The sequence below is a fragment of the Prevotella sp. P4-119 genome, assembly GCF_002251345.1.
In the GTDB taxonomy this organism is placed as follows: Bacteria; Bacteroidota; Bacteroidia; order Bacteroidales; family Bacteroidaceae; genus Prevotella.
On sequence record NZ_NPJB01000023.1, the window covers coordinates 86,076 to 105,357 of the forward strand.

The 19,282-nt window shown below is 47.8% G+C and carries 18 protein-coding genes and 1 riboswitch; of the genes, 11 read left to right on the forward strand and 7 right to left on the reverse strand.

Annotation, left to right across the window (positions count from 1 at the left end):
* Positions 1 to 48 precede the first annotated feature (48 nt).
* The 4 genes from CIK89_RS02520 to upp form a co-directional block, all read right to left on the reverse strand.
* Complete coding sequence (locus tag CIK89_RS02520) at positions 49 to 690, reverse strand: thiamine diphosphokinase (protein ID WP_094389861.1); 642 nt, start codon at positions 688 to 690, stop codon at positions 49 to 51.
* Positions 687 to 1,304, reverse strand: a complete 618-nt coding sequence (pnuC, locus tag CIK89_RS02525; RefSeq protein WP_094389862.1) for a nicotinamide riboside transporter PnuC — start codon at positions 1,302 to 1,304, stop codon at positions 687 to 689. The genes CIK89_RS02520 and pnuC overlap by 4 nt, the downstream gene beginning before the upstream one ends.
* Before the next feature lie 2 nt (positions 1,305 to 1,306).
* Positions 1,307 to 3,667, reverse strand: coding sequence for a TonB-dependent receptor (locus tag CIK89_RS02530; protein WP_094389863.1), 2,361 nt, complete (start codon positions 3,665 to 3,667; stop codon positions 1,307 to 1,309).
* Between the two features lie 43 nt (positions 3,668 to 3,710).
* Positions 3,711 to 3,817, reverse strand: a riboswitch (TPP riboswitch).
* 540 nt (positions 3,818 to 4,357) lie between these two features.
* Positions 4,358 to 5,014, reverse strand: a complete 657-nt coding sequence (gene upp, locus CIK89_RS02535) for a uracil phosphoribosyltransferase (RefSeq protein WP_094389864.1) — start codon at positions 5,012 to 5,014, stop codon at positions 4,358 to 4,360.
* 226 nt (positions 5,015 to 5,240) lie between these two features.
* On the opposite strand from upp, the gene pckA reads away from it, so the two are divergent.
* From pckA to murI, 9 genes are all read left to right on the forward strand, one after another.
* Complete coding sequence (gene pckA, locus CIK89_RS02540; protein ID WP_094389865.1) at positions 5,241 to 6,854, forward strand: phosphoenolpyruvate carboxykinase (ATP); 1,614 nt, start codon at positions 5,241 to 5,243, stop codon at positions 6,852 to 6,854.
* A gap of 486 nt (positions 6,855 to 7,340) precedes the next feature.
* Positions 7,341 to 8,699 (forward strand): DUF6242 domain-containing protein, encoded by a 1,359-nt coding sequence (locus CIK89_RS02545; protein ID WP_094389866.1) that lies wholly within the window; start codon positions 7,341 to 7,343, stop codon positions 8,697 to 8,699.
* Between the two features lie 16 nt (positions 8,700 to 8,715).
* On the forward strand, positions 8,716 to 9,387 hold the full coding sequence (locus CIK89_RS02550) for a DUF6089 family protein (protein WP_094389867.1): 672 nt from the start codon (positions 8,716 to 8,718) through the stop codon (positions 9,385 to 9,387).
* Positions 9,388 to 9,393: 6 nt separating this feature from the next.
* Positions 9,394 to 10,134, forward strand: a complete 741-nt coding sequence (locus CIK89_RS02555; RefSeq protein WP_094389882.1) for an isoprenyl transferase — start codon at positions 9,394 to 9,396, stop codon at positions 10,132 to 10,134.
* A gap of 47 nt (positions 10,135 to 10,181) precedes the next feature.
* Complete coding sequence (locus CIK89_RS02560; protein ID WP_371591464.1) at positions 10,182 to 12,845, forward strand: outer membrane protein assembly factor; 2,664 nt, start codon at positions 10,182 to 10,184, stop codon at positions 12,843 to 12,845.
* 72 nt (positions 12,846 to 12,917) lie between these two features.
* The gene (locus tag CIK89_RS02565; protein ID WP_254046600.1) at positions 12,918 to 13,442 is read left to right on the forward strand and encodes an OmpH family outer membrane protein; all 525 of its coding nucleotides are present in this window, start codon (positions 12,918 to 12,920) and stop codon (positions 13,440 to 13,442) included.
* Positions 13,443 to 13,493: 51 nt separating this feature from the next.
* The gene (locus CIK89_RS02570; RefSeq protein WP_094389870.1) at positions 13,494 to 13,991 is read left to right on the forward strand and encodes an OmpH family outer membrane protein; all 498 of its coding nucleotides are present in this window, start codon (positions 13,494 to 13,496) and stop codon (positions 13,989 to 13,991) included.
* Positions 13,992 to 14,046: 55 nt separating this feature from the next.
* On the forward strand, positions 14,047 to 14,610 hold the full coding sequence (locus CIK89_RS02575; RefSeq protein ID WP_254046599.1) for an OmpH family outer membrane protein: 564 nt from the start codon (positions 14,047 to 14,049) through the stop codon (positions 14,608 to 14,610).
* A 12-nt stretch (positions 14,611 to 14,622) separates the two neighbouring features.
* A complete protein-coding gene (gene murI / locus CIK89_RS02580) occupies positions 14,623 to 15,456 on the forward strand; it encodes a glutamate racemase (RefSeq protein WP_094389871.1) in 834 nt (277 codons plus the stop codon).
* Positions 15,457 to 15,554: 98 nt separating this feature from the next.
* Here murI and CIK89_RS02585 read toward each other — a convergent pair whose 3' ends face one another.
* Positions 15,555 to 15,800, reverse strand: coding sequence for a hypothetical protein (locus tag CIK89_RS02585; protein WP_094389872.1), 246 nt, complete (start codon positions 15,798 to 15,800; stop codon positions 15,555 to 15,557).
* A 352-nt stretch (positions 15,801 to 16,152) separates the two neighbouring features.
* On the opposite strand from CIK89_RS02585, the gene rbfA reads away from it, so the two are divergent.
* The gene (gene rbfA, locus CIK89_RS02590) at positions 16,153 to 16,488 is read left to right on the forward strand and encodes a 30S ribosome-binding factor RbfA (RefSeq protein WP_094389873.1); all 336 of its coding nucleotides are present in this window, start codon (positions 16,153 to 16,155) and stop codon (positions 16,486 to 16,488) included.
* Between the two features lie 8 nt (positions 16,489 to 16,496).
* Positions 16,497 to 17,726: an FtsX-like permease family protein gene (locus CIK89_RS02595; RefSeq protein WP_094389874.1), complete on the forward strand. Its 1,230-nt coding sequence runs from the start codon at positions 16,497 to 16,499 to the stop codon at positions 17,724 to 17,726.
* Positions 17,727 to 17,809: 83 nt separating this feature from the next.
* Here the strand turns inward: CIK89_RS02595 and CIK89_RS02600 are convergent, their stop codons facing one another.
* Positions 17,810 to 18,955 (reverse strand): glycosyltransferase family 1 protein, encoded by a 1,146-nt coding sequence (locus CIK89_RS02600; protein ID WP_094389875.1) that lies wholly within the window; start codon positions 18,953 to 18,955, stop codon positions 17,810 to 17,812.
* A gap of 252 nt (positions 18,956 to 19,207) precedes the next feature.
* A partial coding sequence (locus tag CIK89_RS14005) for an IS3 family transposase (protein WP_144007332.1) occupies positions 19,208 to 19,282 on the reverse strand: 75 nt, incomplete at its 5' end.

The following is a 19,282-nucleotide window of genomic DNA, read 5'->3' on the forward strand; positions in this document are numbered from 1 at the left end:
AAGACTGGATTTTTAGTGATTTTTAAGGTATATTTGCCGTCATTCTATCTATTTGGCATCATAAGTGCGATATACCAAATAGCATCCATCGGCATCGAGGGTAAAACGGGCTCCTAAGGATTCGTTGAGCGTGCCTTGCCACAGTTCTTCATAGGAATAGGCAGACCAACGAAGGCCTTCTGACGTGAGTCGAGTGGTATTGAAACTGAAGATACTGACCTGCTGGCCTGCGAAACTATCAAAGGTTTGGCGACCTTCTGCTGCAACAAACCATCCATAATCGGTCAACATCAGGGGTTCGATATTCATCTGACGGTAATAGCGCATCATCAAGGCGATATTGCCAAGGGTATGGTCTTCACGCATTCCAGTAGCACCAAGATAGGCTAAGCGTAAACGGCAATGATTACTGACGGAGGACTGATAGTGGTCCAAGCAATAGCGTGTGGCTTTAGTGAGGTCGTTGTCTTCCTGTTCGGTAATCCGTGCCAACCGTGAGCGATACTGCGAAGGAATGCTGTCACCATCGCCCACTACAACATCAGCATCGGGCCAATGGGCAATGGATCCGTCGCAACAAACCACATGGGGAGCAGAACGAAGCACTCCGAGCGGTATGGCATGGGTGGGAAACACACCATTGGCAAGGATAACGGCATCGGGACGAAAGAGGAATTGCGACATCATCATGCTTCTGAGGTTGAGGGTGACTGCTGGCATTGATGATTCTGGCGATGCATCAGTTGACGCCACTTAAACCATCCTGCTACGGCAATCACAACATAGAGTCCATAGAGTCCTGCCTTAAAGGGAATGCCTTTGGTGACATAGAGGAACGTGCATACCACATCGACTGCAATCCAAAAGAACCATTGCTCCATATATTTGCGTGCCAATGCCCATAGGCCCACAAAACTCAGCGCATTGGTGAAGGCATCGAGTACAGGAACGGTAGAATTGGTCCAAGTGATGAGTATATAGTAGGTAGCTCCCCACGCTGCAAAGAAGAACACCGTGACTGGCAGATAAAGACGTAGGGGCATGTGACTGATGGGAAGCGTACGCTTCTCGCCGTGTCCCCATTTCCATACGATATAGCCATAGACTGCTGCCAAAGTATAATAGGTAGCCATTCCTGCATCACCATAGAGTCCGTGCTGCCAATAGAGCCAGATATCGAGGGCGGGCATCACGATGCCTACTATCCAAAGAAAAATACTGGCCCGATACTCCAGCCAGATATATATCAAACCGAGTATCGTGGTCAGTATGTCAAGCCCATGTAGGGCAATATAGTCGTACATGATTAGAATTTCAATGTCAGATGGGTCATGAAGGTTGTGCCTGCCATAGGAATATAGCTGATGGCACTCAGACGATGATCCTTGGTATAGCCGGCACTCTCGCTAACAGCATTGTACCATACGAAACCAGAAGGAGCATAGCAACGACCGAAGATATTGTTGATATCGAAACCGATGGTCACATACTTGATACCACATGCCTTGGTAACCTTTGAACCATAGTTGATGCTGAGGTCGCTCTGTGAATAGCAAGGCAGTGAACGGTCTTTGCTCTCGGAGTTGTCGAGATACTGACTGCTGACGAAATTGGTATGCCATGTGGCAGAGAATCCTGCATAGTGGAGGTCGATGAAGCCGTTGAGGATGGCAGAAGGTGAGAATGACAAGGTTGAATTGTCGTAGTGGATCTTCAATGGATCACCGTCCCAGTTATCTACATACTCGTCGAAATCCTTGATCTTGTTCTTGCTCAGACTGGCATTTCCTTCCAACGACATCCATGACAAGGGTGCCCATCCTGCTGTGAGCTCTACGCCCATACGATAGGAATCTTTCACATTGGTGGTGAGTGCCTCACCGATGTCGCTCAGCTGACCGGTCTGTACCAACTGGTTGTCATAACCCATATAGTAGAAATTGGCACCGGCATGCCAGTTGCTGCCCTGATACTGATAGCCAAACTCTACGTCGAGCAACTTCTCTTGCTCTGGGAATGGATAGTTGTAGTTGTCGGTATAGTTGTTGCGCTCAGGTTCGCGATTACTGTAAGCTACAGAAGCATAGGCCTTATGACCATTGTTGGTATAGCTGATACCTGCCTTGGGATTGAAGAAATTGAACTTCTCGTTGATGTCCAATACTTGGTTCTTATAGGTACCGTCAGCCTGCTCCACAAATTTATCGTTGACACCATCGGTCTTGTATTCTACACGACGGAACTGCAAATCGGCAAATACATTCCAGTTGTCGGCAAAACGATAGTTGGCCTTAACAAAGGCGCTATAGTCATACTTATGGGCATCAGAATCATAGTATTTATACTGACCATTGCTGCCCAGGAACTGGTTTTCTGCTGCCTGATTGGCAATATAGGTGAGATAGCCCCAGTGGTTGCCACGGAACTGCTGAAGGTTCAATCCGCCAATAACATCCCAGTGTTCATCCTTGTAGTTGGTGTTATACACGATGCCATAGGTGTGCTGGGTCAGCCCCTTCTTGCGCACAAAGTCGGAACGCTTTACGAAATTGCCGTCTGCATCATAGAAGGTGAGACCAAACTTAGCAAATTTCGACTGGCTCTTGAACTCGTTGTAGTAGCCATAACCATAGGTGTAGTGTACGGCAAAGTTGTGACTCCAATGGTCGTTGGGAGTCCAAACAGCAGAAAGGATATTGTGGTTCTGATAGAAATTGTCGGTGGTCTTGTTCCAAAGACTACCATCACGCATGGTGTAAGGCACGATGGTATAGTCGCCCTTGCCGTTGCGCACCAATCCTGCTGTCAGGATATTGAACTTCCCGAGACCAGCAGCATCCATATCCTTATAGGTATAGATACCATCGCTCATCAACGTGAAGTTGGTGTCATAGTCGCTGGCGAGCACACCATTCCATGCCTGGCCGGTCTTTTCAAAGTTGCCGATATTCTTGTAGCTCACCTTGAAATTGTCAGCAAGCCATGTCAGTCCACCATAGTAAGAACCTGATCGTCCTGATGTTCCATCGATATAGCCATCGGTAGCGGTCTCATGATAGGCACCGTCGAAGATCAGGTGTTTGCCCAACAAACCTGTTGAGAAGCTGACACCTGTATTATAGGTGTTGAAGCTACCAAACGAACCTGTCACCTCTGCGGTAGGGATAAGCGATGGGAAAGCAGTAGCCATAGAGATGCTACCACCAAAGGCTCCATCACCATTGGTAGATGAACCAACACCGCGCTGAATCTGCACACTACCCAAAAGAGCGGCATAGCTGTTCATATTGGCCCAGAACACGGTCTGATCCTCAGGAGAGTTAAGGGCTACACCATCGAGGGTGACATTGATGCGGCTACCTGCAGCACCACGAATACGCATATAGCTGGTACCAGTGCCCAATCCATTCTCACCCCATGCAAGGATGCCGGGTGTGCGCGAAAGGAGGAATGGGAGTTCCTTTCCTGTACGAGAAAATTGCTGGAGTTCTGATTTCTTAATGTTGGCTACGGCATAAGGAGCTTCCTTGGCTGCACGTACACCTTTTACTACTACCTCATTCAGCTGGTGCACCTTGACGGTGTCGATTGTGGCTTGTGCCCATACGGCTTGACTGGCAAAAACACAGCACACCACACTGAATGCAATCCTGTTTAATCTTTTCATTGAATGTTTGTTATAAACCTTAAACTATATAAAGGGGGAAAGAACGTAGTCCAAGGAAAATTCCTACGACAGCATTACCTGTACAGGTTCTATGGGTATGTTCTCAGCCTCCGTCTCTTCTACGAGTAGGTAGCACCCCTTAGTTAGCGCTCTGCTAACCGATTGCAAAATTACTATAAATAATTGAAACTGCAAAATTATTGTTATTTTTTTGAGCATGAGCACCTTGTGCGCAACAAAGAGGAACACACGACCTCCACCACTTCTTCCTGACAAAGCCTACAAGGAGAAACCGTTACCAAAGGAACTATAACGGGAGTTATCAGGATTGACCACGATTTGCTCTACTACGATTTCGGGAGCTATCATTACAAATCGGCAGATTGGGTAAACTTGAGTACACTCTTCTCACTTTTTGCGAATCTCACAAACTGTTCGGCTGCATTGACATAAAGTCCACAGAGGTCATCAATACTTGACATGAAACTGTCTTACCATTCCAATAATCGTCAAAACTACACACACCACTCCCCATCCTTATAATTATATAATAGGTGTAAGCAGTATTGCCACACCTTCCAACGTGTGGCAATACTGCCGATGCCATGAGTACGCACCTATCGGTTGCGTAGCACGCCAAACTATAAGATAGAAGCACCATTGTCCAATGCAGACAATGGTGCCAAAGGGTTATAATTTCTCACCGTAGCAAAGGTCGCCACAGTCGCCAAAACCAGGAATGATATATTTGTGTTCATTCATTCCGGCATCAATGGCGGCACACCAAACAGTGGCATCGTCGGGCAACACAGGACGAATGGTATCAATTCCCTCTTGTGTAGCTATCACACTGGCGATATGTATCTTGCGAGGCTTACCTGTTTTGCAAAGCGCTTCAATGGCAGCAGCCATCGAACCACCTGTAGCCAGCATCGGATCAACAAGTATCAAAGTCTTGCCCTTAATGCTGGGCGATGCCATATACTCGGTATGAACGCCCACTTCGGTATGCTCGCGGTTGGTGTACATGCGATAGGCAGACACAAAAGCATTCTCTGCACGGTCAAACACCTGAAGGAATCCTTCATGGAAAGGCAAGCCCGCACGCAATACAGTACCTACAACAATTTCATCTTTAGGCACTTGAATATCACAAATGCCCAACGGTGTGGTAACAGATTTCAACTTGTAATCGAGCGTCTTAGATATCTCATAAGCCATCAACTCACCCACACGCTTGATGTTATTACGGAACAACAGACGGTTGCGCTGATGATTCTTGTCGCGCAATTCAGCCATATAGAGGTGCATCACGCTGTTCTCTTCATCGAAATTGATAATTTTCATAGATTGCTTCGGTTTTTGACCGCAAAGATAAGAAATGTTCGCGGAATTTTGCAAAGTCAGCGTGACAATTATTTGCGAGACCACCCATTTTTAACTACTTTAACCAAAAAATGGCCCATCTAAACGCTAAAAAAACTAAAAGCCGACCAGTAAATTCGGAATTCTTTGTAACTTTGCGCCGTAAAACGGATAATAGTAATTTCAAACTCAAATATTTTTCATTATTATGGCAAAGTTAGATTTGACACAGTATGGCATCACAGGCTCAACCGTGATTGCTCACAATCCTTCGTATGAGTTTCTCTTTGAAGAGGAGACAAAGGCAGGACTGACTGGTTTCGATAAAGGTCAGAACACTGAGCTCAACGCAGTAAACGTAAAGACCGGTATCTACACCGGACGTTCTCCTAAGGACAAGTACATCGTTGACGATGCACAGAGCCACAATAAGGTTTGGTGGACCACCGAAGAATACAAGAACGACAACCACCCCATGAGCGAGGAGGTTTGGGCAAAAGTTAAGGATATCGCTATCAAGGAGCTCTGCAACAAGCAGCTCTACGTAGTTGATGCTTTCTGCGGTGCCAACGAGGCAACACGTCTGGCTGTACGCTTCATCGTTGAAGTAGCATGGCAGGCACACTTTGTTACCAACATGTTCATCCAGCCTACCAAAGAGGAACTGGAGAACTTCAAACCTAACTTCGTTATCTACAATGCCTCTAAGGCTAAGGTTGAGAACTTCAAAGAGCTCGGCCTCAACTCAGAAACTTGCGTAGCCTTCAACACCACTTCACGCGAACAGTGCATCATCAACACATGGTACGGCGGTGAGATGAAGAAGGGTATGTTCTCTATGCAGAACTACTTCCTGCCTCTCCAGGGCATTGCTTCTATGCACTGCTCAGCCAATACCGATATGGAAGGTAAGAACACCGCAATCTTCTTCGGTCTCTCTGGTACAGGTAAGACCACTCTTTCTACCGATCCTAAGCGTCTGCTTATCGGTGACGACGAGCACGGATGGGACGACGAAGGCGTATTCAACCTCGAAGGTGGTTGCTATGCAAAGGTTATTAACCTCGACAAAGAAAGCGAACCCGATATCTACGGTGCTATCAAGCGCAACGCTCTGCTCGAGAACGTAACAGTTGCTGCCGACGGCAAGATCGACTTCGCAGACAAGAGCGTAACTGAGAACACCCGCGTATCATATCCTATCGAGCACATCGAGAAGATCGTGAAGAAGGTGAACGGTCGTAGCGCAGGTCCTGCTGCCAAGAACGTTATCTTCCTGTCAGCCGACGCATTCGGCGTACTGCCTCCAGTATCTATCCTGTCTCCTGAGCAGACCAAGTACTACTTCCTCAGCGGATTCACCGCTAAGTTGGCTGGTACAGAGCGCGGTATCACCGAGCCTACTCCAACCTTCTCTGCTTGCTTCGGTCAGGCATTCCTCGAGTTGCATCCTACCAAGTATGCTGAAGAGCTCGTGAAAAAGATGGAGAAGAGCGGTGCCAAGGCTTATCTCGTAAACACTGGTTGGAATGGTACTGGCAAGCGTATCTCTATCCGCGACACTCGTGGTATCATCGATGCTATCCTCGGTGGCGCTATCCTGAACGCTCCTACCAAGAAGATTCCTTACTTCGACTTCGAAGTTCCCACACAGCTTGAGGGTGTTGACACCAACATTCTCGACCCACGCGACACTTACGCTGACGCTGCAGAGTGGAACAAGAAGGCTGAGGATCTGGCTGCCCGCTTCATCAAGAACTTCAAGAAGTATGAGGGCAACGAGGCTGGTAAGGCTCTCGTAGCTGCTGGTCCAAAACTCTAATAGACCCGTCTATTCATTCTAAATATGGCTCGTTTCCTCCGTGGAAACGGGCTTTTTTTGTTATACACCTTCTTTCAGAAATTGACAGAAGTCAAAGAAACATAGCAAACCGACAAAATAAAGACCTCTACACGATGGTCATCTGAAAGAAATGTAGTTACTTTGCACCCGCAATTGAGAGATAAAGGTAAAAGATTTATTTAGGAACTAATAGACAAGAATTCTAATTAATTATGTTTGATTTACACACAATGGCCATTCTGGCGACTGTGGCAATATCGGCTGTCATGTGCCTAATAACATTGACACACACGAATGTCCGTTAACAACAAGAGTGCGACTTGAGCTATTCATGTCACACTCTTTTTATGTTTAGAAATTCTAAAATATGTCACATTATCATATAATTTACTTAATAAAAGCACCAAATATGACGCTATTTGCAGAATTGTGAGTAAATTTGCATCCAAAATTGAAATATTTCAAATGAAAAAACTCGTAAATGCAGCATGCATGCTGTTGGTCATAGCTGTTTTGACATCATGTCTGAAGTCTAACGATGATGAGGCCGTATATTATAACGACGCCGCAATCACGTCGTTTACCTTGGGCACACTCAACCGCTATCTGCACACAACAACAGCAGCAGGAAAGGACTCTATCTACAAGACAAGCGTAGCAGCATCAAGCTACAAATTCAACATCGACCAGATCAATCACGTCATCTTCAACCCCGACTCACTGCCTTTGGGTATTGATGCGTCAAAGGTGGTATGCACCATAGGTACAAAGAACAATGGCATAGTAGTCATCAAAAACCTCAACAACGACTCACTGAAATTCTACACCTCATCAGACAGCATCGACTTTTCGCAACCACGCGAAGCCCGTGTCTATGCTACCGATGGTATGTCGTATCAGAAATACACCATCAAAGTGAATGTCCACCAAGAAGACGGCGATGCCTTTGGATGGAAACAAATGGCTGACAACAACCAGTTGGCAGCACTCTCTGGCATGAAGGCCATGGTATTGGGCAAGCGTATCTTCGTATTCGGCAACGATGGCGGCACTACCGTTGGCTATACCACCACCGATGGCAACGAATGGACTACACTCACTCCCAACATCAACACACCGCTGACCGCAGGAGCATACAAACAAACCGTGGCAAATGCAGATTCTATCTACATGATGAACGGCAACATGCTGTTGCGCACTGCCGACGGCAGCCAATGGGACGAGATTGGCGAGACAACAGCTATTGCCAAACTCATCGGTGCAAGCAAGAAAGAACTCTACGGCATGACTGCCGACAACAAACTCATGGTATCACGCGACGGTGGACACCAGTGGCAAGCCGATGCCATCGACGCAAGCGAATCACTCCTACCCACTGCAACAGTCGCCACGACATGCTATCCAATGAACATGGCAGACTCTACCGACTATGTCGTTATGGCAGGCAACAGTACAGCAAACGCCAAAGCTGCCGTGGTATGGAGAAAGATTGCAGAATTCAACTATCATAGCGAGCCAGGACAATGGGTATATATGGAAGCCGACGGCAACAGATACGAACTGCCACAACTCGACAACCTCACACTGGTGCCCTACGATGACGGCGTACTCGCCATCGGTACGGTGAATGGCAATTTTACCTATATCTACCAGTCGCGCGACAACGGTATCACTTGGAAAAAGAACAAGTACTACCAACTGCCAAACGATTTCGATACCAGCACCACACGCTATGCCGCCACATCAGACGGTGTGAATATCTGGCTCTTCGGCGGAGTAAACGGCGAAGTATGGCGTGGCAGACTCAACAAACTGGCGTGGTAAAAGAACGAAACTATCTTTGAGAAAGATACTGCAAACACTGGTTCTCCTCACACTGACCATACATGCCAGTGCACAGGAAGCTCCCGAATATCGAGCCGAGATAGGCGGGGCAATAGGACTGGTGGCCTATGAAGGCGATTTCAACGGCAATCCGCTACGCAACCAGCAACCCATGCTGACCCTCGTAGGACGCTATCGCCTCAATCCACGCATGGCACTGGCTGCCAATATCAGTTGGGGACAACTGAAAGGATCGTCAACCCATGCCAACACCTACTACCCGGATTTGGAGCCCATGAGCTTCAAACATTCGGTGGCAGACATAGGTATGAGGTATGAATATAACTTCTGGCCCTACGGCACAGGACATGAATATCGGGGAGCGCAACGGTTTACACCTTATATATATATAGGTATCGGAGCCACCATCGCAAAACCGGAAAAGACAGAAGCAGCTGTCAACATGCCAATTGGCGCAGGTGTGAAATACAAGATAGGCGACCGTACCAATGTCGCAATGGAATGGACCATACACTTCACAACCAGCGATAAAATCGACGGTGTGGCAGATCCATACGGCATCAAGAGCAGTGGACTCTTCAAGAATACCGATGGTTACAGCCACCTGCGGTTGTCACTGACATACGACATCTGGAGAAAATGCAAAACGTGTAACAACGATATATAAATGACTATGAACAAGCAACTGGATATGACACGCATCCCCGAGCACATTGCCATTATCATGGATGGCAACGGGCGTTGGGCACAACAGCGAGGTAAAGAGCGTAGCTATGGACACCAAGCCGGTGTAGAGGCTGTAAAACGCATCACCTCGGAGTCTGCCAAACTGGGAGTTAAGTATCTGACACTATACACATTCTCTACAGAGAACTGGAGCCGCCCTGCTGACGAGGTTGCAGCACTGATGGGACTGATACTCACATCACTCGAAGACGAACTCTTCATGAAGAACAATGTACGCTTCCGCGTCATTGGCGATGTCTCAAGAATGCCAGAGTCTGTCGTTCAGAAACTACGCGAGACCGAAGAGCATACTGCCAACAATACTACCATGACCTTGGTAGTAGCGTTGAGTTATTCGTCGAAATGGGAAATCACCAAAGCCATGCGTGATATCGCAACAGAAGTGAAACAAGGCACCCTGTCTGTTGATGCCATCGACGACACCACCATCAGCCAGCATCTGGCAACCAATTTCATGCCAGATCCCGAACTGCTGATACGTACAGGCGGAGAATTGCGCATCTCCAACTATCTGCTGTGGCAGATAGCCTATTCAGAATTGTATTTCTGTGATACATTCTGGCCCGACTTCGATGAAGCAGCGTTGCACGAAGCCATTGCCAATTACCAACAGCGCCAACGTCGTTTTGGCAAGACCGAAGCACAGGTGGAAAATGAAGAGAAATAACAACGGAAATAATTAGTAAAGTGAGAAATATATTCTATTCCAACAAATTGACAGACATGGCAAAGTGCATGATGCTGCTTTGCACCATACTCTTCCTTCCTGCCGCTGTTAAAGCACAGGATGTGATTACCAATCCCGAAATCTCCTATACAGGCACACCGCGTGTTTGTGAGATTGGCGGTATAGCTGTAAAAGGCGTAGAAGGTTACGAAGACTATGTGCTGACAGGTCTGTCAGGACTCTCCGTAGGTCAAGTCATCAGTGTACCAGGTTCTGAAATCACCGATGCCGTGAAGCGTTACTGGCGTCACGGACTGTTCTCGAAAGTGGCTATCACTGCCGACTCTATCGTAGGTTCAAAGATTTATCTCTGCATCCATCTCGGCACTCGCCCACGCGTAAGCCGCATCAACTATAATGGTGTGAAGAAGAGCGAACGCGAAGATTTGGAAAACAAGCTGGGTATTATGAAGGGAAACCAGATTACGCCCAACATGATAGACCGTGCAAAGATTCTCGCCAAGCGCTATTTTGACGATAAAGGATATAAGAACGCAGAAATCAGCATCCTTCAGCGCGACGATGTATCCAATAAGGATCAGGTGATTCTTGACGTTGATATCGACAAGAAAGACAAGATGAAGGTGCGTCACATCATCATCGAAGGCAACGAAAAACTCAAGAGAAACAAGATTACAGGTACATTCTTTAAGAACGGAGCCTTTGCCAAGATACACGAAGCCGGCAAGTTCAAAAACTTCTTCAAAGCCAAGAAGTTCACCCCTGAACGCTACGAAACCGACAAGAAAAACCTGATTGAAAAATACAACGAGCTCGGTTATCGCGATGCCACCATTTTGGAAGACTCGGTATGGAACGAAGACGAGAAGCACGTCAACGTATATATCAAGGTGGATGAAGGTCAGCAATACTACATCCGCAATATAGAATGGGTGGGTAACTCAGTACTCACCAGCGACTTCCTCAACAATGCCTTGGGCATGAAGAAGGGCGATGTCTATAATCAGAAACTGATGAACAAACGTCTGAAAGAAGATGAAGATGCCGTGGGTAACTACTATTGGAACAACGGATACATCTTCTATCAGCTCGACCCCACCGAAGTCAATATTGTGGGCGACTCTATCGACCTTGAGATGCGTATCACCGAAAACCAGCAGGCTCACATCAATGCTGTACGCATCTATGGTAACGACCGCCTCTATGAAGAAGTTGTTCGCCGTGAGTTGCGTACCAAGCCCGGTGACCTCTTCTCTAAAGATGCTGTGATGCGTTCTGCCCGTGAGATTGGTAACATGGGATACTTCAATGCTGAGACCATCAACCCAGATATCAAGCCTAACTATGAGGACGGCACCGTGGATATCAACTGGGAATTGGAACAGAAGTCTAACGACCAACTTGAATTCTCACTGGGTTGGGGACAGACTGGTGTAATCGGTCGAATCGGCATAAAGCTCAACAACTTCTCCATGCGCAACCTCTTTGGTAAGAACAAGATGCACCGTGGTATCATGCCTATCGGTGATGGCGAACAACTGTCACTGTCGTTGCAGACCAACGGACGCTACTATACCTCGCTCTCTACAGGTTACAGCACCGGATGGTTTGGTGGCAAGCGCCCGAATGCATTAAACGTCAGCGCCTTCTTCTCTAAGCAGAGCGATATTTCAAGCAGTTACCGCAACAACAGCTACTATAACAACTACCTCAACTACATGTATGGTTTTGGTTCGTACAACGACTTCGGTCACAACTACGACGCTATGCTCGACGACGATAAGTATATTGAGATGTTCGGTGTAGCATTGGGATGGGGTAAGCGTTTGCGCTGGCCCGACGACTATTTCCAATTGTCAATGCAGTTGGCATACACCCGTTATATGCTACGCGACTGGAGTTACTTTATCATCAGCAACGGTAACTGTAACAACATCAACCTCGGTATTACGCTGTCACGTACATCTATCGACAACCAGCTTTTCCCACGTCAGGGATCAGAGTTCTCAGCATCCGTACAGCTCACTCCACCATGGTCTTTGTTCGACCACAAAGACTATTCCACCCTCGCCACCGACCGCTATTCAGCAGCCTACGAGCGTGAATTGCAGGAGAAATACCGTTGGATAGAATACCACAAATGGAAGTTTAAGTCAAAGACCTATACTGCGTTGACCAGCGGTCAGAAGTGTTTCGTGCTGATGACCCGTGTCGAACTCGGTCTGTTGGGCTCCTACAATAAAGACAAGAAGTCGCCTTTCGAAACCTTCTATGTGGGTGGTGACGGTATGAGTGGCTACTCTACTGGTTATGCCGAAGAGACCATCGGTCTGCGCGGTTATGAGAACGGTTCGATATCAAACACCGCAGCCTATCATGCAGGCACGAGTGCATACTATAATGCCTATGCCTACGACCGCTTCACCCTGGAGCTTCGCTATCCATTCATGTTGGGTAACACCACCATCTACGGTCTTGGATTCCTTGAAGGCGGTAACGCATGGGTAGATACCAAGAAGTTTAATCCCTTCGACATGAAGCGTTCTGCCGGTCTGGGTGTCCGCATCTTCCTCCCAATGGTAGGTATGATGGGTATCGACTGGGCTTATGGCTTTGACAAGGTATATAACAACGGCAGCTACCAGAAGGGCGGCAGCCAGTTCCACTTCATTCTCGGACAAGAGTTCTAACCTTATAAAACCTACAGAAAGGAGACTGTTGATATGAAGAAAGAATACAAGACAATGGGCAAAACCCTACTGATGGCACTCGCCGCCAAGGCACTATTGGTTGCAGCCATCATGATCTTCCTGCCCCAGAGTGCCAGTGCACAGAAGTTTGCATTGCTCGATATGGACTATATTCTCAAGAACATTCCAGCCTACGAGCGTGCTAACGAACAGCTGACACAGATTTCCAAGAAGTGGCAGGCAGAGGTGGAAGCCATCCAGACAGAAGCACAAAGCATGTACAAGAACTACCAGCGCGACGTCGTGTTCCTTTCAGAAGAACAGAAGAAGGAGCGCCAAGACGCTGTCATGAAGAAGGAACGCGAGGCTGCCGAACTTAAAAAGAAGTATTTCGGACCCGACGGTGAACTCTTCAAGAAGCGCAACGCACTCATTGCTCCTATTCAGGAACTGGTATATAACGCTGTGAGCGATGTAGCAGAATCACGCGGTTATCAGTTGGTATTGGACCGTGCGAGTGATTCGGGCATCATCTACGGATCTCCCCGCATCGACATTTCCGACGATGTACTGTCGCGTTTGGGTTCCACACGCTAACTTCAAAATAAAACAGAAAGAAACAATAATAACTAAACAAACAATTAAACAATGAAAAAACTTATTTTAATGTTGTTGGTGTTTGCCCCTCTGGCAACATTCGCACAGAAGTTCGGTCACCTCAACACACAGGAAATCATCCAGGCCATGCCTGAGTTTACCAAGGCTCGCACCGAGATCGAGGCCCTCACCAAACAATACGAGGCTGATCTGAAGAGCATGCAGGATGAGCTTCAGAAGAAGGCACAGGCTTACGAAAAGGAGCAGGCCAACCTTCCAGAGAACATCAAGCAGCGTCGTGAGCAGGAGCTTCAGGAGATGTATCAGAAGATCCAGCAGAGCTATCAGGACAACCGTCAGGCCCTCGACAAGGCACAGGGTGAGAAGCTTCAGGCTATCAACGTGAAGGTTCTCGATGCCATCAAGGCTGTCGGACAGGCTGGTGGTTATGTCTATATCATGGATGTTCAGGGTGGCGTGCCCTATATCAGCACAACCCTTTCTACTGATGTAACAGCCCAGGTAAAAGCCAAGCTCGGACTGAAATAAACAATGTGTGAGGTAAAAAAGTAAAAACGTAAAAAGATAAAAACAACAGAAACTTATGAAAAAGATGATATTTGACAGCATGGTAAAAAATGCGGTAAAATGGGTTTTACCTTTTTGCCTTTTTGCTTTTTTACCTTTAACTGTTTCTGCCCAGGATGTAGCAACAGATGGCAACACCCTGAAGTATGGCTATCTCAGTTATGATGCCGTGCTCCACAGCATGAATGAATATGCCACCGTTGAGACCAGCATGATGCAGCTCAACGAGAAGTATGCAGCCGAACAGAAACGTGCAGAAGACGAGTTCAACCGGAAGTACGAGGAGTTTCTCGATACGCAGCGCGATATGCCGCTGACTATTTTGCAGAAGCGCCAAAGCGAACTTCAAGACTTGCTCAACCGTAACATCACCTTCAAGAAAGAGAGTCAGGCACTCTTGGAACAGGCAAAAGCCAAGGCAGAGGCACCTCTTCGCAAGCGTATTGCCGAAGCCATGGGTCGTGTTGGCATAGCGCGTGGCCTTGCCTTTATCATCAATACCGACCAACAGGCTGTGGCATGGACCCACCCCATGATGGGTGAAGACGTGACCGAGGCTGTGAAAACTGCATTGCGATAAGCGTCATTACCGATGTTGCCCAGTAATCCAGGCCCTATAGGCATCTTTGACAGCGGCTATGGCGGACTAACCATTCTGCATGGAATCCGCCAGTTGCTTCCCCAGTACGACTTTCTCTATCTGGGCGACAATGCCCGTGCGCCTTACGGCACACGTTCGTTTGACGTGGTATATGAGTTTACCCGCCAGGCTGTCATCAGTCTTTTCGAGCGTGGTTGCCATTTGGTCATCCTCGGTTGCAACACCGCTTCAGCCAAAGCCCTGCGCACCATTCAGCAGAAAGACCTGCCGCTGATAGACCCCAACCGCCGTGTCTTGGGCATCATCCGTCCCACTGCCGAAGTGGTGGGAACACTGACCAAGACTCGCCACGTGGGTATCTTTGCCACCGAAGGAACGATTAAAAGCGAGAGCTACAACTTGGAAATCCACAAATTCTTTCCCGACATCAAGGTTTCGGGTGTGGCATGTCCCTTCTGGGTTCCTTTGGTAGAATACAACGAAGCCGATTCTCCCGGTGCCGACTATTTTGTGAAGAAGCGTGTCGATCAGTTGTTGCGCCTCGATGCCCAGATTGACACCATTATTTTAGGTTGCACCCACTACCCTTTGCTGCTGCCTAAAATCAATAAATTCATACCCCGTGGCGTGCGTATCGTATCACAGGGGGAATATGTGGCAGAGTCGCTCCGCCAGTATTTTGATCGCCATCCCGACATGGAACAGCGTTGCACAAAAGGCGGACATGTGCATTATCTCACTACCGAGAACCCCGATCGCTTCAAAGAGTCGGCTCAACTGTTTCTCCACGAACCCGTTGAGGTGGAGAATATCTCACTGGGATAAACAGCCGATGGGCATGAACAGACGCTGCAATCTCCTATCATGCCTCATCCCGCAAAAGTCATCCTTCCAGATGCTGATTGCCGACAAAAGGCAATACCTCACTTATCTGCCGGCTGAACAGCTATTTGCCAGACATCACACAAACGCCATGTATCAATCTCGCGTTCAATACTTTGCACCGCAATTAACATCACTTTTCTCAGCAAAGTAAATTGATTTGCTGAGGAATTCAAATTGATTTGCCAAGGAAAACAAATTGATTTGCCAAGGAAAACAAATTGATTTGCTATCCAAAGGAATATCCGTACCACATCAAGAGCATAGCCACAGCATGCTGGAATCATATACGCATAAAAGGAAATTCAATGAGTTTGGTCAGCAAATTCATTGAGTTTACTCAGCAAATTCATTGAAATTGCAAAGCAAATTCATTGAATTTACAAACGGAAATAACGTTTCCAGCTGACAAGCAGTCGTTTACACGCAGTCCCAGAGACCTTCCATATCATTCACAAAGCGGTTGCCTACCCTACCCAACCATAGTTGCCACACTCTGACTTGCTGTTGTCCATGAAGGGTAGAAGCACGTTGCAATCCAGTTATCAGACAGCGATAGGATGAAAAAGTGTGCGTTTTCCTTGATGTTTTGATAGGAAAAGTGTAACTTTGCAAAAATAAAGGAATCAATAGATATATATGCAAGAAACAAGACAAAACAAAATTGCACGACTGCTTCAAAAGGAACTTAGCGTGATATTCCAACAACAGACACGCAGCATGCACGGTGTTATGGTCAGCGTCACACAAGTGCGCGTGAGTCCCGACCTCAGCATCTGCACCGCCCATTTGAGCATTTTCCCCAGTGAGCGTGGAGAGGAAATTATGGAGAACATCAACAAGACCAGCGCACAGATACGCTATGAATTGGGTACCCGCGTGCGCCATCAACTGCGCATCATCCCTGAATTAAGATTCTTCATCGACGATTCACTCGATTACATAGACCGCATCGACGAGCTGCTTAAGCAATAAGTGTCACTGTGAATTTCCCATTCTACATTGCACGGAGATATCTTTTCTCCAAGAAATCTACCAATGCCATCAATGTCATCAGCGGCATTTCGGTGGTAGGTGTTGCCGTGGCGTCTATGGCGTTAGTGGTGACGTTGAGCGTGTTCAACGGCTTCCACGACATGGTGGCATCATTTTTCACGCAGCTCGACCCACAGTTGAAAATCACTCCTGCCAAGGGCAAGACTGCCGCCAGCAACGATTCTACGCTGATGCGCATACGCCAGTTGGACGAGGTGGCTGTAGCCACCGATGTGCTTGAAGACCAGGCATTGGCTGTCTATGGCGACCGCCAGCAGATGGTGACGATTAAAGGTGTGGATGACAACTACGACAAGCTGACCCATATCCGCCAGATTTTGGAAGGTGACGGCGACTATGCACTCCATGCTGCCGATATGAACTATGGCATCTTGGGACTGGGCGTAGCCTATCAGCTCGGCATCGGTTATACCTACCGCGAACCGCTGAAGATCTATGCGCCACGGCGCGAAGGTCAGATCAACATGGCTAATCTGCAAGACGGATTCGTGGAAGACGAGTTGTATTCACCGGGCGTACTCTTCAGCATCAAGCAAGGCAAGTACGACAAGCGGTATATTATCACCGCTATACAATTCACCCGCAACCTCTTTGACCGCGACGGAGAACTCACATCGTTGGAACTCCGACTGAAACCCGGTAGCAATTTCGAGCATGTGAAAGCCAAGGTACAAGAGATGGCAGGCACCCGTTTTGTGGTGCGCGACCGCTATGAGCAGCAGGAAGACACCTTCCGCATCATGAAAGTAGAGAAGCTCATGGCATATATCTTCCTCACCTTTATCCTCGTCATAGCCTGTTTCAACATCATCGGCAGCCTCTCTATGCTGATGATCGACAAGCGCAACGACGTGGTGACCCTACGCAATCTGGGTGCCAGCGACCGCCAAATCATCCGTATCTTCCTCTTCGAAGGTCGCATGATTTCCGCCATTGGTGCCGTGATAGGCATTGCTATCGGCTTGTTGCTATGCCTGTTGCAGCAGCAGTTCGGCTTGATAGGCTTAGGATCTACCGAAGGTTCGTTTGTGGTCGATGCCTATCCTGTCAGCGTCCACCCGTGGGATATCGTCGTAGTGTTCTTCACTGTCCTCGCTGTAGGCTTTATCAGCGTGTGGTATCCCGTACATTATTTTGCCAAACGGCTACTCAATTGATTTGTTCCATTATAAACGATAAGGATGCCACAAAGGGGCGGTCAGAACACTAAAAGACAAGGGAGAACCGTCGGAAGAAACATTTAGGGGCGTTTCCGCAACAGTTCTTGATAGAGGTCATAAACCTGACTCGCCACCGTATTACCCTCGAAACGACGTATATACTGCTGACTGCCTATGATCCGCGCATTGCGTTCTGCATCGCCCACAAGCGACTTTCGGAGTGCATCTGCCATGCCCTGCACATCGCCGGGCGCCACATAACGGCAGTCTGGACCTCCGGCTTCCTCCAAACACGATCCGGAACAGGCCACCACAGGCAGTCCCTGACGGATGGCTTCGATGATAGGAATACCGAAACCCTCATATACTGACGGATATACAAAAGCCTCAGCAACAGCATAGAGGGCAGGCAAATCTTCATCGGGAACACCATGCAGGATATGCAGGCGGTGGGTCAGTTGGTGCGTTTCAGCATACTTGACGATGGTATCAGTATATGGTGTATGGCGTCCCACCATCACAAGTCCCACGTCTTCGGGCAGGTAAGGCAGTGCCTTGACCGCCAACAACATGTTTTTTCGTGCTTCTATCGATCCTACATTCAGTATGATGCGCTTCGGCAGGCCGTACTTCTGACACACCCGCTGACGCTCGTCGGCTGTGACTTCGGCTGCAAAACGATGGGCTGCACTCTGATATATGAGTGAGATGCGCCGCTCATCGACGTCTCCAAGCTCCATAATATCGCGCTTTGTACATTCGCTAATGGCAATAATATGGTCGGCTTCACGGATTGTCTGACGGAATTTCCACTTGTAAATCTGCACATCAGCCCAGTGATAGAACTCTGGATGGCGCATAAAGATCAGGTCGTGGATGGTGACGACAGTAGGAATACCACGGCGACGAATACCGATAGGCAGTTCACCCGACAGACCGTGAAACAGCTGCACTCCGTCACGTTGTAGGTCAGCCACCATGCCACGGCTGCGCCACAATGCCTTTCCCACCAATGGCAACGGTCGTTTGGGCAAGCAGAGTTGCACATTGTCATGGTCCATCACCTGTTGCCTGAGGTCGTCGCGTCCTGCGTCAGGAGCATAAAGGCGCAGTTGCAATGGACGTTCCGCCAGGTCGTTGACGAGCGTCCGCCCATAGCTACCCAGTCCTGTTCCGTTTCTCACGATGCGTTTGGCATCCAATCCTATGATGAGTTTGTCGTTCATGTGCCTGTTTCTGATGTCGAATAGTTTTTATATGACTCTTCCGCCTTCTTTTTGCAAAGGTACGATTAAGTGAGCGGAATGCAAAAGGAAAACTCGTTTTTCTTTTGTATTCCCGAACGTGAGTACTTTAGAGGCAAAGCCTCAAAGGTACGATTAAGTGAGAGAAATGCAAAATAAAAGCGTGCTTTTATTTTCATTTCCGAACGTGAGTACCTAATGAAGTGACCCCAAGAAGTTGGACGGGTTAAACATTTACGTATTTAATTGAGTCATTCTGTATTGTACTGGACTCATACCATTTAACTTGATTTTTATTCTTTTATTGTT

Bases quoted from the DNA above. Each gene is read 5' to 3' on its own strand.
- CIK89_RS02520 (WP_094389861.1), bottom strand. From the start codon at position 690: ATGATGATGTCGCAATTCCTCTTTCGTCCCGATGCCGTTATCCTTGCC.
- pnuC (WP_094389862.1), bottom strand. From the start codon at position 1,304: ATGTACGACTATATTGCCCTACATGGGCTTGACATACTGACCACGATA.
- CIK89_RS02530 (WP_094389863.1), bottom strand. From the start codon at position 3,667: ATGAAAAGATTAAACAGGATTGCATTCAGTGTGGTGTGCTGTGTTTTT.
- upp (WP_094389864.1), bottom strand. From the start codon at position 5,014: ATGAAAATTATCAATTTCGATGAAGAGAACAGCGTGATGCACCTCTAT.
- pckA (WP_094389865.1), top strand. From the start codon at position 5,241: ATGGCAAAGTTAGATTTGACACAGTATGGCATCACAGGCTCAACCGTG.
- CIK89_RS02545 (WP_094389866.1), top strand. From the start codon at position 7,341: ATGAAAAAACTCGTAAATGCAGCATGCATGCTGTTGGTCATAGCTGTT.
- CIK89_RS02555 (WP_094389882.1), top strand. From the start codon at position 9,394: ATGAACAAGCAACTGGATATGACACGCATCCCCGAGCACATTGCCATT.
- CIK89_RS02565 (WP_254046600.1), top strand. From the start codon at position 12,918: ATGGCACTCGCCGCCAAGGCACTATTGGTTGCAGCCATCATGATCTTC.
- CIK89_RS02570 (WP_094389870.1), top strand. From the start codon at position 13,494: ATGAAAAAACTTATTTTAATGTTGTTGGTGTTTGCCCCTCTGGCAACA.
- CIK89_RS02575 (WP_254046599.1), top strand. From the start codon at position 14,047: ATGAAAAAGATGATATTTGACAGCATGGTAAAAAATGCGGTAAAATGG.
- murI (WP_094389871.1), top strand. From the start codon at position 14,623: ATGTTGCCCAGTAATCCAGGCCCTATAGGCATCTTTGACAGCGGCTAT.
- CIK89_RS02585 (WP_094389872.1), bottom strand. From the start codon at position 15,800: ATGATTCCAGCATGCTGTGGCTATGCTCTTGATGTGGTACGGATATTC.
- rbfA (WP_094389873.1), top strand. From the start codon at position 16,153: ATGCAAGAAACAAGACAAAACAAAATTGCACGACTGCTTCAAAAGGAA.
- CIK89_RS02600 (WP_094389875.1), bottom strand. From the start codon at position 18,955: ATGAACGACAAACTCATCATAGGATTGGATGCCAAACGCATCGTGAGA.